The sequence below is a fragment of the Mesocryomonas lacus genome, from assembly GCF_055730105.2.
In genome coordinates this window covers 332133-350596 of the sequence record NZ_JBUZWF020000001.1, presented here as the reverse complement: position 1 = coordinate 350596, position 18464 = coordinate 332133, and the positions used below count along the sequence as shown (strand labels likewise).

Below are 18464 nucleotides of genomic sequence, written 5' to 3'. Positions count from 1 at the left end.
TTCTGCTGCTGCGAGAAAGCCCGATGCCGCCTACAGCAGCATGGCGTAGCGCAGGCCGTCATAAATCGCGGCGTGGATGTTGCGCGACTCCACCGCGTCGCCGATCCGCACGAGGTGGAAGCTGCCTGCCGGATTGCGGTCCGGCAGCGGCCAGCGGCCGGCGATCAGCGCGTCGTAGTCGACGGCGCCGAGGTTGCGGGAGGTGGGCTTCAGCTCGAAGTAGAGCTCCTCCATCGCCGAGGTGCCGTGCTCGACCACGACCTGCGCCACCTCGCGCTCCTCGGGATGTCCAAGCGCCCAGTCGCTGTCGAGCACGGCGACGAGGCCGTTGCCGCGGCGCTTCACCGATTTGAGGCGCTTGGCAATGGTGATGCGCGTGCCGGTCTCCGCGAAAGCTTTCGCGAAAGGCACATGGTTCATGCCGCCGACATCGGGCGCGAAGTTGCGCTCGGGGGTGACGAATTCGAGGGCGACGCCGGCGCGCACGATCATCTCGGCGGCGCTGAGGCCCTGGTGGGCGCCATTGTCGTCGTAGAACAGCACCGGGCCCTCCGGCTTCACGGTGCCGGCGAGGATGTCCCAGCTGGAGACCACGAGATCGTCGCCCTCGTCCAGCGGCGGGTTCTGCGGCAGGCCGCCGGTGGCGACGAACACCATGTCCGGGTTCTCGGCCGTGACATCGGCGCCCTCGGCATAGACGTTGTAGCGGACCTCGACGCCGAGCCGTTCGAGCTCGGCAAGGCGCCAGTCGATGATCCCCGCCATCTCGCGCCGGCGCGGCACCCGGGCGGCCAGCGCGACCTGTCCGCCGGCCTGTCCGCTCGCCTCCAGCACCACGACGCTGTGGCCGCGCTCGGCGGCGACGCGCGCGGCCTCGAGGCCCGCAGGTCCCGCGCCGATCACCACCACGCGCTTGCCGGGCGTCTCGGAGCGCTTCAACAGCTGCGGCATGAACTCTTCGCGGCCGGTTGCGGCATTGTGGATGCACAGCGCCCCGCCGCCCTCGTAGATCCGGTCGAGGCAGTAGGTCGCGCCGACGCAAGGGCGGATCTCGTGCTCGCGGCCCGTCATGATCTTGCGGACGATATGGGGGTCGGCGATGTGGGCGCGGGTCATGCCGACCATGTCGAGCTTGCCCTCGGCGATGGCGTGCCGGGCGGTGGCGACGTCGGCGATGCGGGCGGCGTGGAACACCGGATACTTCGTCGCGGCGCGCACCTCGCCGGCGAAATCGAGATGCGGCGAGGCCGGCATGCCCTGGATGGGGATGACGTCGGTGAGGTCCTTGTCGTGGTCGAGATGGCCGCGGATGACGTTGATGAAGTCGATCTTGCCCGAGGCCACCAGCCGCCGGGCGATCTCGACGCCCTCGCGCTTCGACAGGCCGATGTCCCAGGCCTCGTCGGCGACCATGCGGGTGCCGACGATGAAGTCCGGCCCGACCGCGGCGCGCACCGCGTCGACGATCATCCAGGTGAAGCGCAGCCGGTTGTCGAGCGAGCCGCCGTGCTCGTCCTCGCGCTGGTTGGTGGCCGGCGACCAGAAGCTGTCGAGGAGGTGGCCATAGGCCTCGATCTCGACGCCATCGAGCCCGGCCTCCTTCATCCGCGCGGCGGCATCGCCATAGTTCTTGGCGATGCGCTCGAGGTCCCAGTCCTCGGCGGCTTTCGGAAAGGCGCGGTGGGCGGCCTCGCGCACCGGCGAGGCGGAGACGACGGGCAGCCAGTCGGCCTTGTTCCAAGAGGTGCGGCGGCCGAGATGGGTGATCTGGATCATCACCGCGGTGCCGTGTTCGTGGCACTCGTCGGTGAGCCGCCTCATGTGCGGCACGATCTCGTCCTTGTAGGCATGGAGATTGCCGAAAGAGGCGGGCGAATCCGGCGAGACGATCGCCGAGCCCGCCGTCATCGTCATGGCGATGCCGCCCTTGGCCTTCTCCACGTGGTAGAGCCGGTAGCGGTCCTTCGGCATGCCGTCTTCGGAATAGGCCGGCTCGTGCGCCGTCGACATGATGCGGTTGCGAAGGGTCAGGTGCCTGAGCTGGTAGGGCTGCAGGAGGGGATCGTTCGACGCTGACGCTGACATGGCCCACCGCTTGATTGGAACGCCGCCATCATGCGCCTCGCCGCGGGAGCCGTCGATCCGCCTGAGACGGAAGCTGGCCTGATCGCGACGTCCCGCTTCCCTTCGCCGGCCGCAGGGGCTTAAGCGGCCGGTTTCGCCGGGTCCGGCCTCGCACGGCAACCCGCGCTGGGCCCGGCCGCCAGTCCTGCGCGTTACGTCGCCGAAAGATGCTCCAGCATGGCGGAGAAGTCGCGGCCCCGGCCGCCCTCGGCATCGAACGCGGCATAGAGGGCGCGCGCATGCTCGCCGAGCGCGGTGTGGGCACCGGTCGCCTTGGCCGCCGTGGCCGCCAGCGTCAGGTCCTTCAGCATCAGCTCGGTCGCAAAGCCCGGGTGGTAGCCGTTGTCGGCCGGGCTCTTCGGGCCGACGCCGGGGGCGGGGCAATAGGTGTTGAGCGACCAGCAGGCGCCCGACGAGGTCGAGGCGACGTCGAACAGCGCCTGGCGGGAAAGGCCGAGCTGGTCGGCGAGGTGAAAACCCTCGCAGACCGCGATCATCGAGATGCCGAGGATCATGTTGTTGCAGATCTTTGCCGCCTGGCCGGCGCCGGCCGAGCCGCAATGCACCGCCTTCGCGCCCATGATCTCGAACAGCGGCCGCGCCAGCTCGAAGGCGCCTTCCGCGCCGCCGACCATGAAGGTCAGCGTGCCCGCCGCCGCGCCGCCGGTGCCGCCGGAGACCGGGGCGTCGAGGGCGATGAGGTCAGCCTCCATCGCGGCATCGTTGACGGCGCGCGCGCTCTCGACGTCGATGGTCGAGCAGTCGACGAGGAGTGCCATCGGCCGGGCGGCGTTGATGATCTCGGCATGCACCGCGCGCACGATCGCGCCGTTCGGCAGCATGGTGACGATCGCCTCGGCCTCGCGCACGGCGTCGGCGAGCGAGCCGGCCGGCGATACGCCCTCGACGGTGACGCCCGCCGCGTCATAGCCGGTGACGGCATGGCCGGCCTTTGCCAGGTTCGCCGCCATCGGCGCGCCCATGTTGCCGAGGCCGATAAAGCCGATCTTCATGTCCGTTCCTTTCGAGAATGCTGTCTGTGGAGGGTCTCGGGGGCTTGCCGCGCCCTGTGATCCGCCGCGCTTTGTACTTCGGGCGAGCTTAGAAGGTTGGCGGCCGCTGTCACGCCTCGGCGAGCAGCGCCCGCGCGGTGATCAGCCGCATGATCTCGTTCGAGCCCTCGAGGATCTGGTGGACGCGCAGGTCCCGCACGGTCTTCTCGATGCCGAAATCGGTGAGGTAGCCGTAGCCGCCGTGCAGTTGCAGCGCCTGGTTGGCGACGTCGAAGGCAGCGTCGGTGACGAAGCGTTTGGCCATGGCGCAGAAGGTGGTGGCATCCGCCGCTGCGGTGTCGAGCTTCCAGGCCGCCTGGCGCAGGAAGACGCGCGACGCCTGCAGCGCGGTCTCCATGTCGGCGAGGCGGAAGCGCAGCGCCTGCAGATCCGAGAGCGGTCCGCCGAAGGCCTGGCGCTCCTTGAGGTAGCGCACGGACTTGTCGAGCGTCGCCTGGGCCGCGCCGAGCGCGCAGGCGGAAATGTTCAGGCGGCCACCGTCGAGGCCCTGCATGGCGTAGACGAAGCCCTCGCCCTCGGTGCCGAGAAGGTTTCCGGCCGGCACCCGGCAGGCGTCGAAACGCACCTCCGCGGTCGGGTGGGCGATCCAGCCCATCTTGCGCTCCTCAGCGCCGAAGGAGAGGCCGGGCGCGTCCTTCTCGACGAGGACGGCGGAAATGCCTTTCGGCCCCGGCCCGCCGGTGCGGCACATCACGACATAGACGTCCGCGGTGCCGGCGCCGGAGATGAACGCCTTGCTGCCGTCGAGGACGAGGTTATCGCCGTCGCGCCGCGCGGTGGTGCGGAGCGCCGCCGCGTCCGAGCCCGAGCCGGGCTCGGTCAGGCAGTAGCTGCCGATCTGGCGCATCGCGGCAAGGCCCGGCAGGAAGCGCGAGCGCTGCGCGGCGCTGCCGTGGCGGTCGATCATGCCGGCGACGAGGTTGTGGATCGACAGGAAGGCCGAGACCGAGGGGTCGCCATAGCCGAGCGCCTCGAAGATGACAGCGGAATCCAGCCGGCCGAGGCCCGAGCCGTAATCGTCGCCAACGCAGATCGCGGCCATGCCGAGTTCGGCAAGCTCCGACAGGACGTCACGCGGGAGCGCCTTGGCATCCTCCCAGTCCTGCGCGAAGGGGGCCATCTTCGTCACCGCGAAGGCGCGCGCCATGTCGAACATGGCGGCCTGCTCGGTGCTCAGGGCAAAATCCATCAGCCTTCCTCCCGTCGCCCGCACGGCGATCTCTTCCACAGGCGTAGCCGAGCGCGGCGGCGACGTCGATTGGCCAAGGGTCGAAGGGGAGAGACGAGGGCGGGTGGCAAACGCCTGCTTGCAAATTGACCACGCGCCGAAAATGGCGTCTGATGGGGCATCGCGAGCGCCGGCAGGTTTATTCCGAGGCCGGCGGTCCGCGCGCCACGCCCGGCCTGTCCGTCCTGCCGGGGGTGCCCGGCGGAAAGGCCCGGCGGCCGGAAAGGAGAACCATGTCCCCCGAGACCCTGCGAACCCTGATGGCGCATGCCTCGCCGCCGCGCTCCGGCGATTTCCTGGCCGGCCTTGCCTGCGAGAGCCAGGAGGCGCGCGTTAAGGCGCAACGCCGGCTCGCCGACACCGGCCTTGCCGAATTTCTCGAAACGCCCCTTGTCGACCCGGAGATCGACGAGGTCTCGCGGCTGATCTTCGACCGGCACGATGCCGCCGCCTTCGCCCCGGTAGCTGGCCTCTCGGTCGGCGAATTCCGCGAATGGCTCTTGTCGGAAGCGGCGACGCCGGAGACGCTGTCTCAGCTGAAATGGGGGCTGACGCCGGAAATGGTCGCCGCGGTCTCGAAGATCATGCGCAACCAGGACCTCATCGCCGTCGCCCGCAAGCGGCCCGTGGTCACCGCCTTCCGCACCACGGTGGGCCTGCCCGGCCACCTCTCGGTGCGCATCCAGCCGAACCACCCGACCGACGACCCGAAGGGCGTCGCCGCCTCGATCGTCGACGGGCTGCAGTTCGGCTGCGGCGACGCGACGATCGGCATCAACCCGGCGACCGACAGCCCCGACGCGATGATCCGCCTGCTCGACCTCATCGAGGAGCTGCGCCTGCGCCTCGGCTGCCCCGTGCAGAGCTGCATCCTCGCCCATGTCACGACGGCGCTCTCGGTGATGGAGCGCGGCGCGCCGGTTGACCTCGTGTTCCAGTCGGTCGCGGGGTCCGAGGCGGCCAACGCCTCCTTCGGCATCGATCTCGCGGTGCTCCGCGAGGCGCATGCGGCGGCAAAAGAGCTCGGCCGCGGCACGGTCGGGCAGAACGCGATGTATTTCGAGACCGGCCAGGGCTCGGCGCTCTCGGCCAACGCCCATCACGGCCTGGACCAGCAGACCATGGAGACACGCGCCTATGCAGTCGCGCGCGAGTTCGACCCGCTGCTCGTCAACACCGTCGTCGGTTTCATCGGGCCGGAATATCTCTACGACGGCAAGGAGATCATCCGCGCCGGGCTGGAAGACCATTTCTGCGGCAAGCTGCTCGGCCTGCCGATGGGCGTGGACGTCTGCTACACCAACCATGCCGAGGCCGACCAGGACGACATGGACACCCTCTTGACGCTGCTGGGCGTTGCCGGCGTCAACTTCGTCATGGGCGTGCCCGGTTCGGACGACATCATGCTGAACTACCAGTCGACCTCGTTCCACGACGCCGCCTATATCCGCGGCGCTCTGGGCCTTCGAGCCGCGCCCGAGTTCGAGCGCTGGGCGCAGGATTTCGGCATTTTCGACGCCAAGGGCCAGCTGGCGACGGGTGCGGCCGACCGCTCGCTCGAGCTGCTGCAGCGCTCGCGCCTCCTGGAGGCCTCCTGATGGTCAAGCCCGTCGCGCTGCACCCGATCGCCGCGCTCCGTCGCCATACCGAGGCGCGCATCGGCCTCGGTCGCTTCGGCGCCGGCCTGCCGACATCGGCGCATCTCGACTTCGCCGAGGCGCATGCGAAAGCCCGTGATGCCGTGCATGCCGGCTTCGAGGCCGAGGCGATCGCCGCGGCGCTGGCCGAGGGCGGCGTTGCCTCGGTGCAGGTCGCGAGCGAGGCCGGGGACCGTGCGACCTATCTGCGCCGGCCCGACCTCGGCCGCCGCCTCAGCGACGCGTCCCGCGACGACCTCGCTGCCCTGCACGGGGAGGGCGCGCCCGACCTCTGCCTGATCATCGCCGACGGGCTCTCGGCCCGTGCGGTCAACACCTATGCCGCCGAGACCGCGCTGGCGGTCCTGAAGCTCCTGCCGGGCGAATGGCGCGTGGCGCCCGTAGTGCTGGCGCAAGGCGCGCGCGTCGCTTTGTCGGATCCCGTCGGCGTCGCGCTCGGGGCGCAACTGGTGCTGATGCTGATCGGCGAGCGGCCAGGCCTGTCTGCCGCCGACAGCCTCGGCGCCTACCTCACTTTCGGCCCGCGCATCGGCAAGACCGATGCTGACCGCAACTGCGTCTCCAACATCCGCGCCGGCGGCCTCCCGCCGCCGCTCGCCGCCGCCAAGCTCGCCGGCTTCCTGACGCGGTCGCGGGCGCTCGGCTTCAGCGGCGTCCGGCTGAAGGACGACGAGGGGCTGATCGAGGCCGAGGCCGCGCCTGCCGCGCTCCCGGGAGCCTGACCGCCAAGCAGCGCGGCGGCGGCTCAATCGGTCCGGAGGCTTGGCGGCATCCCGGAACGGACGATGCGGATTGACTGGTTCCAGAGGTTGAGGAACAGCCGCCGCTTCTCCTTGTCGAGCCCGACCAGCAGCACCGGCGAAAAGGTGATCGGGCGAAGGTTCGGCATGCCGTCGAGCGAGGGGCCGATGCCGCCGCCCTCCTCGGTGAAGGAGACCATCAGCGACGCCGTGGCAAGGATCCGCTTGCCTTCTTCCGACAGTGTGAAGTCGAGCAAGGCGCCGGCCATGGCCGGGTTCGCCGCGGCTTTCGGGATGAAGGCGGCGCGCGAGAGGACCAGCGTGTAGTCGCTGGGCGCGACGATGCCGATGCGCTTGTCCGCGGCAGCGCGCGCCAGCGCGTAGGAGGAGAACATGTTGTAGGCGAGGAGGTATTTGCCGGCGGCCACGCCGTCGACGATCTCCTTGAAGCAGCAGGTCGCCACCACGTCGTTGCGGCCGAAAGCCTCGATGAGCCGGCCGAAAGTCGTCGCTTGCTGCGAATCGGCGAAGGCGAGGAGGTAGCCGACGCCGGAGGCTTCGATGTCATAGGTGGCGATGCGGCCAGTGAAGATGTTGCGGTCCGGGCGCAGGAAGTCGATGAGGTCGAAGCGGGACGTCGGCACCTTGTCCGGCGGCACGAGGTCGCGGTTGTAGACCATGACGATCGGCTCGAAGGTCAGCCCGAACAGCTCCTCGCGCCAGCCCGCCCAGTCCGGCATGGTCGCGGTGGCGCTCGACGCATAGGGCTGCGCGCAGCCGTCGTTGACGAGTTTCACTTGCTGGTCGACCGAGGAGCTGACGACGAGGTCCGCCGAGGGAACCGTGCCCGCACAGGCCGCGGCGGCGAGGCCGTTCAGGGCGTTGGTGGTGATGTCCTCGTAGATGATGTGCAGCCCGGGATTGAGCTCGGCGAAGCGCCCGAGCAGCGCGGCGAAGAATTCAGGATCGGTGGCGCCCTGAACGCGCAGCGTTTCCGTCGCCTCCGCGGCCGGAGCGCCGTATTGCGACACGCTGTCCGGCTCGACGGCGGCGGACGGCGCGGCAAGGGCGAAGAAGGCGGTGAGGGCGAGCGCCAGGAATTTCATGCCGGCGGCCTGACCAAGGGGAGCCGGAGCGCGGCGCGGAAGCCGCCCCCGGCGGGCTGCGACAGCGCAAGGCTGCCTTGATGGCTCGCCGCGACCGCATCGACGATCGCAAGGCCGATGCCGGCGCCGCCCGCGGGATTGGCGCGGGCGAAGCGACGGCCGGCAGAGCCGGGGTCGGGGATGCCGGCGCCGCGGTCGAGCACGGCGATCTCAGCCGCTCCATCAATGCGTTCGACCACCAGCGATACCGGTTCCATCCCGTAGGCAAAGGCGTTGTTGACGAGGTTCTTGACCGCCTCTGCAAGACTGAACGCGTCGCCGGCAATCCAGACCGGCTCCTCCGCCAGCACCAGCCGCAGCGTGCTGGCGGGCATGAGATCGTCGATCTCGTCGGCCACCCCCATCGCGACTTCCCGGAGGTCGAGGGTCTCGGCCGCCTGCGCGTCGCCGCGGTGGACGACGAGCGCTTGGTTCAGCAGTTGGTCGGCGAGCCGCCCGAGCCCGATGGCGCGGCGGTGGATCTTCTCGGCGATGGCCTTCAGCGCCCCCGGATCGGTTTCCTCGCCGGCGAGCTGCGCCTGTGCGCGGAGCGCTGCGATCGGCGTGCGCAGCTGGTGGGCGGTGTCGGCGATCAGCGTCTGCATGCCGGTGACGCGGCGCTGCAGCCGGTCCATGAAGCGGTTGATCGCCGCCACCAGCGCCTCCACCTCGCGCGGCGTCGAGACGCTGAGCGGCGACAGGTCTTTCGGATCGCGCGCGGCCAGCGCCTGCTCGATGCGGGCGAGGGGGGCCAGCGAGGAGCGGACGGCAAACAGGGTCAGCGCGGCGATGACGAGACCGGCGGCGAGCACCAGCAGCATCGCCTTGGTGGCGATGTCGCGCGCCAGCGCGTCGCGGGCGCGAGTGGTGTGGCCGACCAGCACCTCGACGTCGCCGCTATAGGCCTGCTCGGCAAAGCGCCGGCGGGTGGCAGCAAGCCGCACGGTCTCGTCGCCGAAGGTCGAGGTATAGAAGCTGAGGTCGCCTTGCGGGTCGGTCGGCGGGCGGACGCTGTCATAGCCGGTGACGGTCGCGCCGTTGCGGTCGATCACCCGATAGACGACGCGGTCGGAGGTGGCGAGCGCCAGGAGCTCGAAAGCCGAGACCGGCAGGTCGACGGTCAGCCGGTCGGCCGAGACCGAGATCGACTGGGCGATCTGGAAGGCTGCGCCGGCGAGCAGCCGGTCGTAGGCGGCCTCAGCCGCCTCACGGCCGTAGGCATAGGCGGCCAGCGTCACCACCACGCCGCTGGCCGACAGAATCAGCGCGATGGTGACGGCGAGGCGGCCGGCAAGCGAGTTAGTCATCGACGGCGATCTGGTAGCCGATGCCGCGCAGCGTGACGATCTGCACGCGCGAGCCCTCGATCTTCTTCCGCAGCCGGGCGACGTAGAGCTCGATGGCGTTCATGCCGACATCCTCGTCGGCAAAGCCGAAAAGCTTCTCGAACAGCCGCGCCTTCGGCATCACCCGGCCGCGGTTGACGAGGAGGATCTCAAGAAGGCTGAACTCGCGCCGGGCGAGCGTCACTGGCTGGCCACCGATGCTGAGCGCCCGGCCGGCCGGGTCGAGCACGAGGTCGCCGACCTCGATCGTGCCGGCGCGCTCCTCGCTCCCGCGCCGGATCAAGGCGCGCGCCCGGGCCTCGAGTTCGCGGAGATCGAAGGGCTTGGTGAGATAATCGTCGGCGCCGAGGTCGAGCGCCTCGATGCGGTCCTCGACGTCGATCCGCGCCGTCAGCATCAGCACCGGCGTCGCCCGCCGTTCGCGGCGGAGATCGCGCAGGATGTCGATGCCCGAGCCGTCCGGCAGGTTGATGTCGAGGATCACGAGGTCATAGGCCTGCACCGACAGGAAGTCGCCGGCGGCGGCGGCGGTCGCGGCGTGGTCCAGCGCATGGCCACGCTTGGCGAAGCTCGCGACGATCGCCGAGGCGACGTCGAGTGTATCCTCCACCAGCAGAACCCGCATCGACCCATCGCCTCCTCGGCGCACCTCGTCGAAAAACGCCGGAGAAGGCAAGCGCTGAGCCCTCATTACCGCTTCTCAAGATTAAGCATTTGGTAACGATGTGCGCCGGGGGCCGATCAGCGTTGCCAGCTATTCACTGGGTGCATGCCTCCGCTGCGAAGTCAGCACTTCATATTGCGGCGCAACATCCGCATATTGAGGTCAACAACAACCCAGGAGAGTTCAATGACCCGCGCCGCTGCCGCCCCGACCCGCCGCTCGATCCGCTCGACCCTCGCGTCGATCGCCGACATTATTGGCGGTGCTGGAGCCTGCGCTGCCGCAGCCGAGAGCGGTCATCGCCCGAACAGCCGCGCGCTGAACGCCGTCGGCATCTCGGGCGCCTCCTGGGACGCGATCGGCAAGATCTGATTTGCCGGGGCCAACCGGCCTGAGTCAGTAGCTGCAATGCCAGAAGGCCCGCGACGCTAAACGTCGCGGGCCTTTTGCTTGTCTTGTCCGGTCTTCGCGAAGACGAGGCATCGGATCTTCCCAGCGAGAAAATCAGATGCCGGAGTGGTTCAGCCGTGGAACGGCAGCCAGGCGAAGGTGCCGGGCCAGACCGCTTCGGAGCCGTCGACCAGCATCTTCAGCGCGACGTAGAGGATGATGACGAGGCCGACATAGGCGATCCAGCGGTGCTTCTGCAGCAGCGCGGCGATGTAGTTGGCGGCCAGGCCCATCAGGCCGATCGACAGGACGAGGCCGACGATCAGCACCCAGGTGTGCTCGCCGGCCGCGCCCGCCACCGCCAGCACGTTGTCGAGCGACATCGAGACGTCGGCGATGACGATCTGCCAGGCCGCCTGGGCAAAGGTCTTGCGCGGGGCGCCGCTGACGGTGTCGCCGTGCAGCGCGGCATCGGCATTGTCGAGGTCGTGCTGCGAGGTCCGTAGCTCGTGCCACATCTTCCAGCAGACATAGAGCAGCAGCAGGCCGCCGCCGATCAGCAGGCCACCGCCGAGCGTCAGCAGGAACTGCGTGCCGGCGGCGAAGATGATGCGCAGCACCGTCGCGGCGATGATGCCGACGAGGATCGCCTTCGTCCGGAGGTCCTTTGGCAAGCCGGCAGCGGCAAGGCCGATGACGATGGCGTTGTCGCCGGCCAGCACGAGGTCGATCATGATGATCTGCGCGAGCGCGGTCAGCGACTCGCCGGTGAGGAAATCCATGCGTCAATCCTTCGGCATGCCGAGTGGTACGGCAAATCAGGCGGCAGCACGCCGCGTCGGTAAGAGGTTGCTTTGATACGGGAGCGGCGGCGGCAGGGAGAAACCTGCCGCCGGCCAATCAGTCTTCGTTGGCGGCGAGCTGCGAGAGCACCTTGCCGCGGCCGCGGGCGCGCAGCACCAGCGGCACGACCAGCGCCGCCAGCGCCAGCAGCAGGAGGATGATCGCCAGCGGCGAGTGCACCAGCACCGTCACGTCGCCCTGGCTGATCGCCAGCGCGTTGCGCAGCTGTTTTTCCGCCATCGGCCCGAGGATCAAGCCGACCACCACCGGCGCGATGGGGTAGCCGAAGCGCCGGAGGGCATAGCCCATCAGGCCGAACAACAAGAGCATGCCGAGCTCGACCGCGGAAGGGTTGGCGCCGATCGTGCCGAGCGTCGCGAACACCAGAATGCCGGCGTAAAGCCAGGGCCGCGGAATGGTCAGCAGGCGGACCCACAGGCCGATCAGCGGCAGGTTGAGTACCACCAGCATCAGGTTGGCGATGAGCAGCGAGGCGATGAGGCCCCAGACGAGATCGGGCGAGTTGACGAAGAGCAGCGGGCCCGGCTGCAGGCCGAACTGCTGGAAGCCGGCCAGCATGATCGCCGCGGTCGCCGTGGTCGGCAGGCCGAGCGTCAACAGCGGCACCAGCGTGCCGGCGGCGGACGCGTTGTTCGCCGCTTCCGGTCCGGCAACGCCCTCGATCGCGCCATGACCGAACTCTTCCGGCTTCTTGGCGAACTGCTTTTCCGTCGCATAGGACAGGAAGGTGCCGATCTCGGCGCCGCCGGCCGGCATGGCGCCGATCGGAAAGCCGATCGCCGTGCCGCGCAGCCAGGGCTTCCAGGACCGTTTCCAGTCCTCCTTGCTCATCCAGAGCGAGCCCTTGATCGCCTCCACCTTGTCCGGCGTGCGGTGGCCAGCGGCCGCGACCGACAGCGTCTCGCCGATGGCGAAGAGCGCGACGGCCAAGGTCGTCACTTCGATGCCGTCGAGGAGGGCCGCCGAGATGTCGCCGAAGAAGCCGGCGAGCCAGAGGTAGATGCCGGTGAAGGCACCGGGTTCGGCGGCGAGGTTGGTGAAGAACGGTCCGACATTGCTGAAGGTCAGGCGCGCCTGGCCGGTCTGCAGGTCGATGCCGATGAGGCCGAGAGTAAGGCCGACCGCCAGCGCCGACAGGCCGCGCAATGTCGAGTCGCCGAAAGCCGCCGAGACGGTGACGAAGGCCAGCACCATCAGCGCAAAATACTCGGCCGGGCCGAAGGAGAGGGCGAAGCTGACGACCCAAGGCGCCAGGAAGGCGAGCGCCAGCGTCGCGATGAGGCCGGCGACGAACGAGCCGATCGCCGCAGTGGCGAGCGCCGGCCCGCCGCGCCCGGCGCGCGCCATCTTGTTGCCCTCGAGCGCGGTGACGATCGAGGCGCTCTCACCCGGCGTGTTGAGGAGGATCGAGGTGGTCGAGCCGCCATACATGCCACCGTAGTAGATGCCGGCGAACATGATCAGCGAGCCGGCGGCGTCGAGCTGGTAGGTGACGGGCAGCAGCAGCGCGACGGTCAGCGCCGGGCCGATGCCCGGCAGCACGCCGACGGCGGTGCCGAGCGTCACGCCGATCAGCGCGTAGAACAGGTTCATCGGCTCCATGGCGGTCAGAAGACCGTTGCCGAGCAGAGCGAAGGTATCCATCGGTTTCCCCGTTCAGCGGAACAGCTGTTCGAGCGGACCGGCCGGCAGCGACAGCTTGAGGAGAAGGGTGAAGATCAGCCAGATCACCAGGCTGACGACGATCCCGATCGGCACGGTCATCCACAGCGGCCCGCGGCCGAAGCCCTTGGCGGTGGCGGCAAAGAGCAGGCCCGTGGCGATCGAGAAGCCGACGGTCTCCAGCAGCATCAACTGGGCAATGAGGCCGCCGACGATCCAGAGGATCGGTGCCGGTTCGTCGTGCTCGCGCTCGGGGAACTGTCCGCGCAGGCCGGCAATGATCGTCCAGACCGAGAGCGCTGCCAGCGAGGCGGCGATCGCATAGGGAAAGGCTGCCGGGCCGATGCGGGAATAGCCGCCGCCGACGAGGCTCGACGTGTTCCAGGCGATGACCGCGGCGATCACGCCGAGGCCCACGCCGATGCCCACCGCCGCCTTATCCGGGCGGCGGTGGGTCAGTTCCGAAGGTGTTTCCGTCATTTCTGGACGAGACCGATGTCCTGGAGGATCGTCTTGGTCGCCGCGATGTTGGCGGCGAGCTCGGTCTTGAACGCGTCACCGGCGAGGAAGGTGTTCTCCCAGCCATTGCGCTCCAGCACGGCCTTCCACTCGGCGCTCTCGACCATCTTGGTGATGTCGGCGGTGATCGTGGCCTTCTCTTCGTCGGTGATGCCGGGCGCGGCAGCGACCATGCGCCAGTTCTGGATCACGACGTCGAGGCCGGATTCCTTCAGCGTCGGCGCGTCGACACCGTCGATGCGGGCGTCGCTGGTGACGGCAAGGAGGCGCAGCGTTCCGGCCGCCACCTGGCTCTCGAACTCGCCATAGCCGGAAATGCCGGCGGCGACCTGGTTGCCGAGGAGGGCGGCCAGCGCTTCGCCGCCACCGGAGAAGGCGATGTAGTTGATCGTCTTCGGGTCGAGGCCGGCCGCCTTGGCGACGAGGCCCGCGGTGATGTGGTCGGTGCCGCCGGCCGAGCCGCCAGCGATCGAGACGGCGCCCGGATTGGCCTTCATGGCGGCGGTGAAGTCGGCGAGGGTCTTGAAGGGCGAGGCTGCCGGCACGACGATCGCCTCGTATTCGCCGGTGAGACGGGCGATCGGCGTGACCTGGTCGAGCGTGACGGGCGAGTTGTTGGTGAGGATCGCGCCGACCATGACGTAGCCGCCGACCATCAGCTTCTCGGCATTGCCCTTGTCGCGCGAGACGAACTGCGCGAGGCCGATCGTGCCGCCGGCGCCGGTGACGTTGACCACCTGGACGTCATTGGCGACCTTTGCCGCCGTCATCGTCGCCTGCATGGCGCGGGCGGTCTGGTCCCAGCCGCCGCCGGGCGAGGCAGGGGCCATGATCTCGTAGGAAGCGGTCTGGGCCATAGCCGAGCCGGACAGAAGGCCGAACATCAGGGCGGCCGCGAGCAGTCTCTTCATAAAATGATCCTCCCGATCATACCGGCCGCGGTTCCCTCTGGACGCTGCGTCCAGCCCTCTGCGGCCGTATTCAATGGTTCCAAGACGGTGGCATCCAGCTCCCGGGATGCGACCACACAGTCCGGCGGTTCCGTGAGATCCGGCCGCCTGCTTCTTGTTGCCGGACACACCCGGTCCGGCACAGCCTAGGCCGGCTTTCCTGTCGCAATCCTGTCAGCCTGGCCCGACGCCTTCTCCGGGGCAGCGGCGCGGCCTTAGTCTTGCCGCAAGCCGAGGCGCCCGACAAGCGCGACGCCCTATAGAAGGCCGCAGCCGCAAGTTTATCAGTCCAAATACGGCTCGGAACGCTGCCGGTCGGCCTATCGCTTCAGCGTGAAGGCCTGTGTGCAGGCATAGGTGATCTTCACACGCGGCGCACCGGTCCGGCTTTCATTGATCGTCTCGGTCATCTCCTTGCCGGTGGTCGTCACCGTGATGATGGCGGTGCCGGAGCGGCGCTCGCACATCACGCCGCCGGCAAATGGAAGGCATGGCAAGGTCTGATGCGGCATTTTCGTGCCGTCGATGGTGCCGCCGAGCTGCATGGCATTGCCCTGCAGAACCACCGTCCGCTCCGCCGTGACGGCGCCGCCGTCGATCGTGCCGTTGATCGACGTGCAGTCGGCGGCAAGCGCCATTGCCGGGCAGAGGAGGAGGGTGAAGAGGATGAGCTGGCGCATGTCGGCGAGGATAGCGCCGGAACGGGGGTGCCAGCAACCGGCCGCAAGCACGGCTCGAAAGTCACGTGTGGCCTTCCGTTGAGCCCCGCTTGGGACGACAGAGCGGGGCGGGCCAAGCGGAGCCAACAGGATCGAGCGGCTAGCGGATCAAGGCGCCATAGTGTCGGACGACTTCGCCGGCCAGCCGGTGCCCGCGGTGCATGGCGTCGGCGGGACTGGCGCCGGACAGCCGCGCCGCCACGTAGGCCGCGCCAAAACTGTCGCCGGCGCCCGTGGTGTCCACGGCATCGCCCACCTCTGGCGCCGGCACGACCTCGGAATGTCCGGGCGTCGCGATGATCGCGGGATCTCCGCCGTTCTTGACGACGACCTCGTTCGCACCGAGCTCCAGATAGCGTGCGGCGCTCGCCGCCGGGGTCGCGTCGCCAAAGGCCTCACGCTCGTCGGGATAGCTTGGCAGACAGATGCTGGCGGCGGCGGCCCCGGCCTCGATGGCGGCCCGCATCTCCGAAGCGTCCGGCCAAAGCCGCGGCCGGATGTTGGGGTCGAAGGCGACCGGCTTGCCTGCTGCCTTGGCGGCGACGAGGTGCCGCAGCAGCCGTTCGCGGCCTTCCGCAGGAAGGATGGCGAGGGTGATGCCAGAGAAGTAGAAGGCGTCGCCCTCGGCGAAGGCAGCGGCGAGATGGGCGTCGTCGTCGGCCAGGGATTTGGCTGCCGATGTGTCGCGCCAGTAGGAGAAGCGCCGCTCGGCGCCGTCGAGATGGATGAGGTAGAGCCCGGGCATCCGCCCCGCCAGCTGTCGCACGAGGCGGGTGTCGATGCCGCCTTCCTGCATGAAGCCGAGCATGGCCGCCGAGGTCTCGTCCGTGCCGACCGCCGAGAGATAGGCGATCTGCCAGTCCGGCCCGAGTTCGCGCCGCAGGTACCAGGCAGTGTTGAAGGTGTCGCCGGCAAAGCCCATGCGCAGCAGGCCGCCGGGGGCGCCCGACAGTTCCACCATGCACTCGCCGATCGAGATCAGGCGTTTCGGTCGGTCGGCCGTTGGGTCAGTCATGGATGTCCTCGGCCGCCGGCATTGCGGGGCTCTCGTCCTGGAAATAGGGGGCGAACTCGCGGCGCAGCCGGGCGAGGATGGCGGTGATGCCGCCGAGATGCCGGTGCATCGCCGCCTCCGCCGCCACCGGGTCGCGCGCCTCGATGGCAGCGAAGATGCGGCCGTGATCTTCCAGCGCTGCCGGCTGGCCGAAGGCTAGCGACAGGAAGCGGACGCGGTCCATCTGCGCCTTCTGCTCGTCGATCAGCGGCCAGGCGAAGCGGCAGTCCGCGGCTTCCGCCACCGCGAAGTGGAAGGCGTCGTCGTGCTGCTGAAAGGCATTGCGGTCGTCGCGCTGCTGGGCCGCCGCCTGCAGCGCCATCAGCGCGCTGAGGCGCTCGAGCGCGGCGTCGTCGCGGCGCTCGGCGGCCTTGCGCACGACGGCGATCTCCAGCGCCTCGCGCAGGAAAAGCGCGTTCATCACCTCCTGCGGCGAGATCTTCACCACCTCGGTCGCCTTCTGCGGCTGGATCCGGAGGTAGCCGGCGCGGGCAAGCCGCGAGAACGCCTCGCGCACCGGCTGGCGGGAGACGCCGAGCTGCTTGGCGACTTCCGCCTCGGAGGTTCGGGTGCCCGGTGGCAGGCGCACTTCCAGGATGGCACGGCGCAGCTCGTCGAACACCGCATCGGCGATGGTGCTCCGGGGCGCGGCATCCTGCAGAGCGAGATCGAGCGGCATGGCGAACCCTTGTTGTCAGTCTCGGCATACTAGCATACCACCGACTTGCAAAGTGCGGTTCCCCCGCAACTACAAGCTTTCCCGCCCTCCCTCAACCGGTGAGCCGCATGACCGCCAGACTGTCCCTCGCTACGCTCGACCAGCTTCCCGCCAACGTCGGCCGCCCCGCCTACGACGTCGCCGCCACCACGGTCGGCATCGTCCACCTCGGCATCGGCGCCTTTCACCGCGCGCACCAGGCGGTCTGCCTCGACGACATCCTCGCCACCGATCCGCAATGGGCGGTGGCGGGGGCGTCGCTGCGCCGCGCCGACATGCGTGATGCCCTGGCGCCGCAGGACAATCTCTACACCCTGGCGATCCGCTCGGGCGAAGGCACGCGGCTGCGGGTCATCGGCGCGATCCGCTCGATCGACGTCGCGCCGGAAGATCCCGCGGCGCTGCTGGAGCGCATGGCCGATCCGGCGGTCCGCATCGTCTCGCTGACCGTCACCGAGAAGGGCTATTGCCACGATCCCGCAACCGGCGATCTCGACGTCAACCATCCCGACGTGAAGGCGGACCTTGCCGATCCCCGCCGCCCGGTCTCGGCGCCCGGCCTCATCGCCGAGGCGCTGCGCCTGCGCCGCGACCGCGGCATCGTGCCGTTCACCGTGATGCCCTGCGACAACCTTCCGTCGAACGGCCCGACCGTCCACCGCATCGTCGCGCAATATGCCGGCCTGATCGATCCCGAATTCGGCCGCTTCGTCGAAAACGACGTCGCTTTCGCCGGCACCATGGTCGACCGGATCGTGCCGGCGACATCTGACGAGGACATCGCAACCATCGACGCGGCGCTCGGCCTGCACGACGCCTGGCCGGTGGTTGGCGAGCCCTTCCTGCAATGGGTGATCGAGGATCGCTTCCCGACCGGGCGGCCGGATTTCGCCAGTGTCGGTGCGCAGATGGTGGCGGACGTCGAACCCTTCGAGCGGATGAAGCTGCGCATGCTGAACGGCTCGCACTCGACGCTCGCCTATCTCGGCTACCTCGCCGGCCACGAGACGGTTTCCGCCGCGATGGCAGACGCGCCTTTCGCCCGTCTCGTGCACGGGCTGATGACCGAGGAGGTGATGCCGACGCTGGAAATCCCAGTGACCGAGCTGTCCGCCTATCGCGACGCGCTGATCGAGCGGTTCCGCAATCCGGCCTTGAAGCACCGCACCTGGCAGATCGCCATGGACGGCTCGCAGAAGCTGCCGCAGCGCCTGCTCGGCACCATCCGGGATCGCCTGGCGGCGGGGGCGCCGGTCGACAGGCTGGCCCTCGGCGTCGCTGCCTGGATGCGCTACGTCGGTGGTACCGACGAGACGGGCGCCGCCATCGACGTGCGCGATCCGCTGGCGGAAAGGCTCCGGCGACTCGGCGCGGAGGCTGGCTCCGACGCCGCATCTATTGCCGCCGCCTATCTCGGCGTTACCGCAGTGTTCGGCACGGACCTTACCGGCAGTACCGTGTTCGTCGCCGCGGTCGAGAAGGCGCTGGCCTCGCTGATGGACAAGGGAGCGGCCGCCACCGTCGCGGACTACGCCGCAGACGCCGCCTAGCCTTCGTGGCCATTGGGGTGGGCACGGCTTGCCTTTGCCGGCCTCCTGTCCGAGGTATCG

General features: G+C 69.1%; 16 protein-coding genes and 1 pseudogene. 4 read left to right on the top strand and 13 right to left on the bottom strand.

The genetic code is table 11. The annotated features are described in order from the left end of the window. Nucleotides 1-30: 30 nt before the first annotated feature. The 3 genes and pseudogenes from ACZLZQ_RS01545 to ACZLZQ_RS01535 all read right to left on the bottom strand — a co-directional run bounded on the left by ACZLZQ_RS01545 (nucleotide 31) and on the right by ACZLZQ_RS01535 (nucleotide 4386). Nucleotides 31-2085 carry an oxidoreductase gene (locus ACZLZQ_RS01545; RefSeq protein WP_472947803.1) on the bottom strand — a complete coding sequence of 685 codons (2055 nt, stop codon included), beginning with the start codon at nucleotides 2083-2085 and terminating at the stop codon, nucleotides 31-33. A 191-nt stretch (nucleotides 2086-2276) separates the two neighbouring features. Then, nucleotides 2277-3161 (bottom strand): annotated as a pseudogene (gene mmsB / locus ACZLZQ_RS01540) (3-hydroxyisobutyrate dehydrogenase); the annotation flags it as partial. Between the two features lie 85 nt (nucleotides 3162-3246). Further along, entirely contained in the window at nucleotides 3247-4386 is a 1140-nt protein-coding gene (locus tag ACZLZQ_RS01535; RefSeq protein WP_472947801.1) for an acyl-CoA dehydrogenase family protein, read from the bottom strand. 272 nt (nucleotides 4387-4658) lie between these two features. Here ACZLZQ_RS01535 and ACZLZQ_RS01530 point away from each other — a divergent pair, with 272 nt between their 5' ends. Both ACZLZQ_RS01530 and eutC read left to right on the top strand, forming a co-directional pair. Then, nucleotides 4659-6023, top strand: a complete 1365-nt coding sequence (locus ACZLZQ_RS01530; protein ID WP_472947799.1) for an ethanolamine ammonia-lyase subunit EutB — start codon at nucleotides 4659-4661, stop codon at nucleotides 6021-6023. Beyond that, a complete protein-coding gene (gene eutC / locus ACZLZQ_RS01525; protein WP_472947798.1) occupies nucleotides 6023-6805 on the top strand; it encodes an ethanolamine ammonia-lyase subunit EutC in 783 nt (260 codons plus the stop codon). The genes ACZLZQ_RS01530 and eutC overlap by 1 nt, the downstream gene beginning before the upstream one ends. Nucleotides 6806-6828: 23 nt before the next feature. Here the strand turns inward: eutC and ACZLZQ_RS01520 are convergent, their stop codons facing one another. Genes ACZLZQ_RS01520 through ACZLZQ_RS01510 form a run of 3 tightly spaced genes read right to left on the bottom strand, consistent with a single transcriptional unit; the run spans nucleotide 6829 to nucleotide 9939 of the window. Continuing rightward, entirely contained in the window at nucleotides 6829-7929 is a 1101-nt protein-coding gene (locus ACZLZQ_RS01520) for an ABC transporter substrate-binding protein (protein WP_472947796.1), read from the bottom strand. Continuing rightward, the gene (locus ACZLZQ_RS01515; protein WP_472947795.1) at nucleotides 7926-9275 is read right to left on the bottom strand and encodes a sensor histidine kinase; all 1350 of its coding nucleotides are present in this window, start codon (nucleotides 9273-9275) and stop codon (nucleotides 7926-7928) included. Before ACZLZQ_RS01515 ends, ACZLZQ_RS01520 begins: the two co-directional genes overlap by 4 nt. Then, nucleotides 9268-9939: a response regulator transcription factor gene (locus ACZLZQ_RS01510; protein WP_472932312.1), complete on the bottom strand. Its 672-nt coding sequence runs from the start codon at nucleotides 9937-9939 to the stop codon at nucleotides 9268-9270. Before ACZLZQ_RS01510 ends, ACZLZQ_RS01515 begins: the two co-directional genes overlap by 8 nt. A gap of 225 nt (nucleotides 9940-10164) precedes the next feature. Between ACZLZQ_RS01510 and ACZLZQ_RS01505 the strand changes: the two genes are divergently transcribed. Beyond that, a complete protein-coding gene (locus ACZLZQ_RS01505; RefSeq protein WP_472932313.1) occupies nucleotides 10165-10350 on the top strand; it encodes a hypothetical protein in 186 nt (61 codons plus the stop codon). A gap of 149 nt (nucleotides 10351-10499) precedes the next feature. On the opposite strand, the gene ACZLZQ_RS01500 is transcribed toward ACZLZQ_RS01505, so the two are convergent. The 7 genes from ACZLZQ_RS01500 to ACZLZQ_RS01470 form a co-directional block, all read right to left on the bottom strand. Next, nucleotides 10500-11150, bottom strand: coding sequence for a YjbE family putative metal transport protein (locus tag ACZLZQ_RS01500; RefSeq protein ID WP_472947794.1), 651 nt, complete (start codon nucleotides 11148-11150; stop codon nucleotides 10500-10502). 118 nt (nucleotides 11151-11268) lie between these two features. After that, nucleotides 11269-12876, bottom strand: a complete 1608-nt coding sequence (locus ACZLZQ_RS01495) for a tripartite tricarboxylate transporter permease (protein WP_472947793.1) — start codon at nucleotides 12874-12876, stop codon at nucleotides 11269-11271. A 12-nt stretch (nucleotides 12877-12888) separates the two neighbouring features. After that, on the bottom strand, nucleotides 12889-13374 hold the full coding sequence (locus ACZLZQ_RS01490) for a tripartite tricarboxylate transporter TctB family protein (RefSeq protein WP_472932316.1): 486 nt from the start codon (nucleotides 13372-13374) through the stop codon (nucleotides 12889-12891). After that, complete coding sequence (locus ACZLZQ_RS01485) at nucleotides 13371-14324, bottom strand: Bug family tripartite tricarboxylate transporter substrate binding protein (protein WP_472932317.1); 954 nt, start codon at nucleotides 14322-14324, stop codon at nucleotides 13371-13373. The genes ACZLZQ_RS01490 and ACZLZQ_RS01485 overlap by 4 nt, the downstream gene beginning before the upstream one ends. Before the next feature lie 359 nt (nucleotides 14325-14683). Continuing rightward, nucleotides 14684-15043, bottom strand: coding sequence for a hypothetical protein (locus ACZLZQ_RS01480; protein WP_472947792.1), 360 nt, complete (start codon nucleotides 15041-15043; stop codon nucleotides 14684-14686). Nucleotides 15044-15182: 139 nt separating this feature from the next. Beyond that, entirely contained in the window at nucleotides 15183-16097 is a 915-nt protein-coding gene (locus ACZLZQ_RS01475; protein WP_472947790.1) for a sugar kinase, read from the bottom strand. Beyond that, the gene (locus tag ACZLZQ_RS01470; RefSeq protein ID WP_472947789.1) at nucleotides 16090-16815 is read right to left on the bottom strand and encodes a GntR family transcriptional regulator; all 726 of its coding nucleotides are present in this window, start codon (nucleotides 16813-16815) and stop codon (nucleotides 16090-16092) included. The genes ACZLZQ_RS01475 and ACZLZQ_RS01470 overlap by 8 nt, the downstream gene beginning before the upstream one ends. 107 nt (nucleotides 16816-16922) lie before the next feature. On the opposite strand from ACZLZQ_RS01470, the gene ACZLZQ_RS01465 reads away from it, so the two are divergent. Then, the gene (locus ACZLZQ_RS01465; protein WP_472947788.1) at nucleotides 16923-18404 is read left to right on the top strand and encodes a mannitol dehydrogenase family protein; all 1482 of its coding nucleotides are present in this window, start codon (nucleotides 16923-16925) and stop codon (nucleotides 18402-18404) included. The last annotated feature ends 60 nt before the right edge of the window (nucleotides 18405-18464 follow it).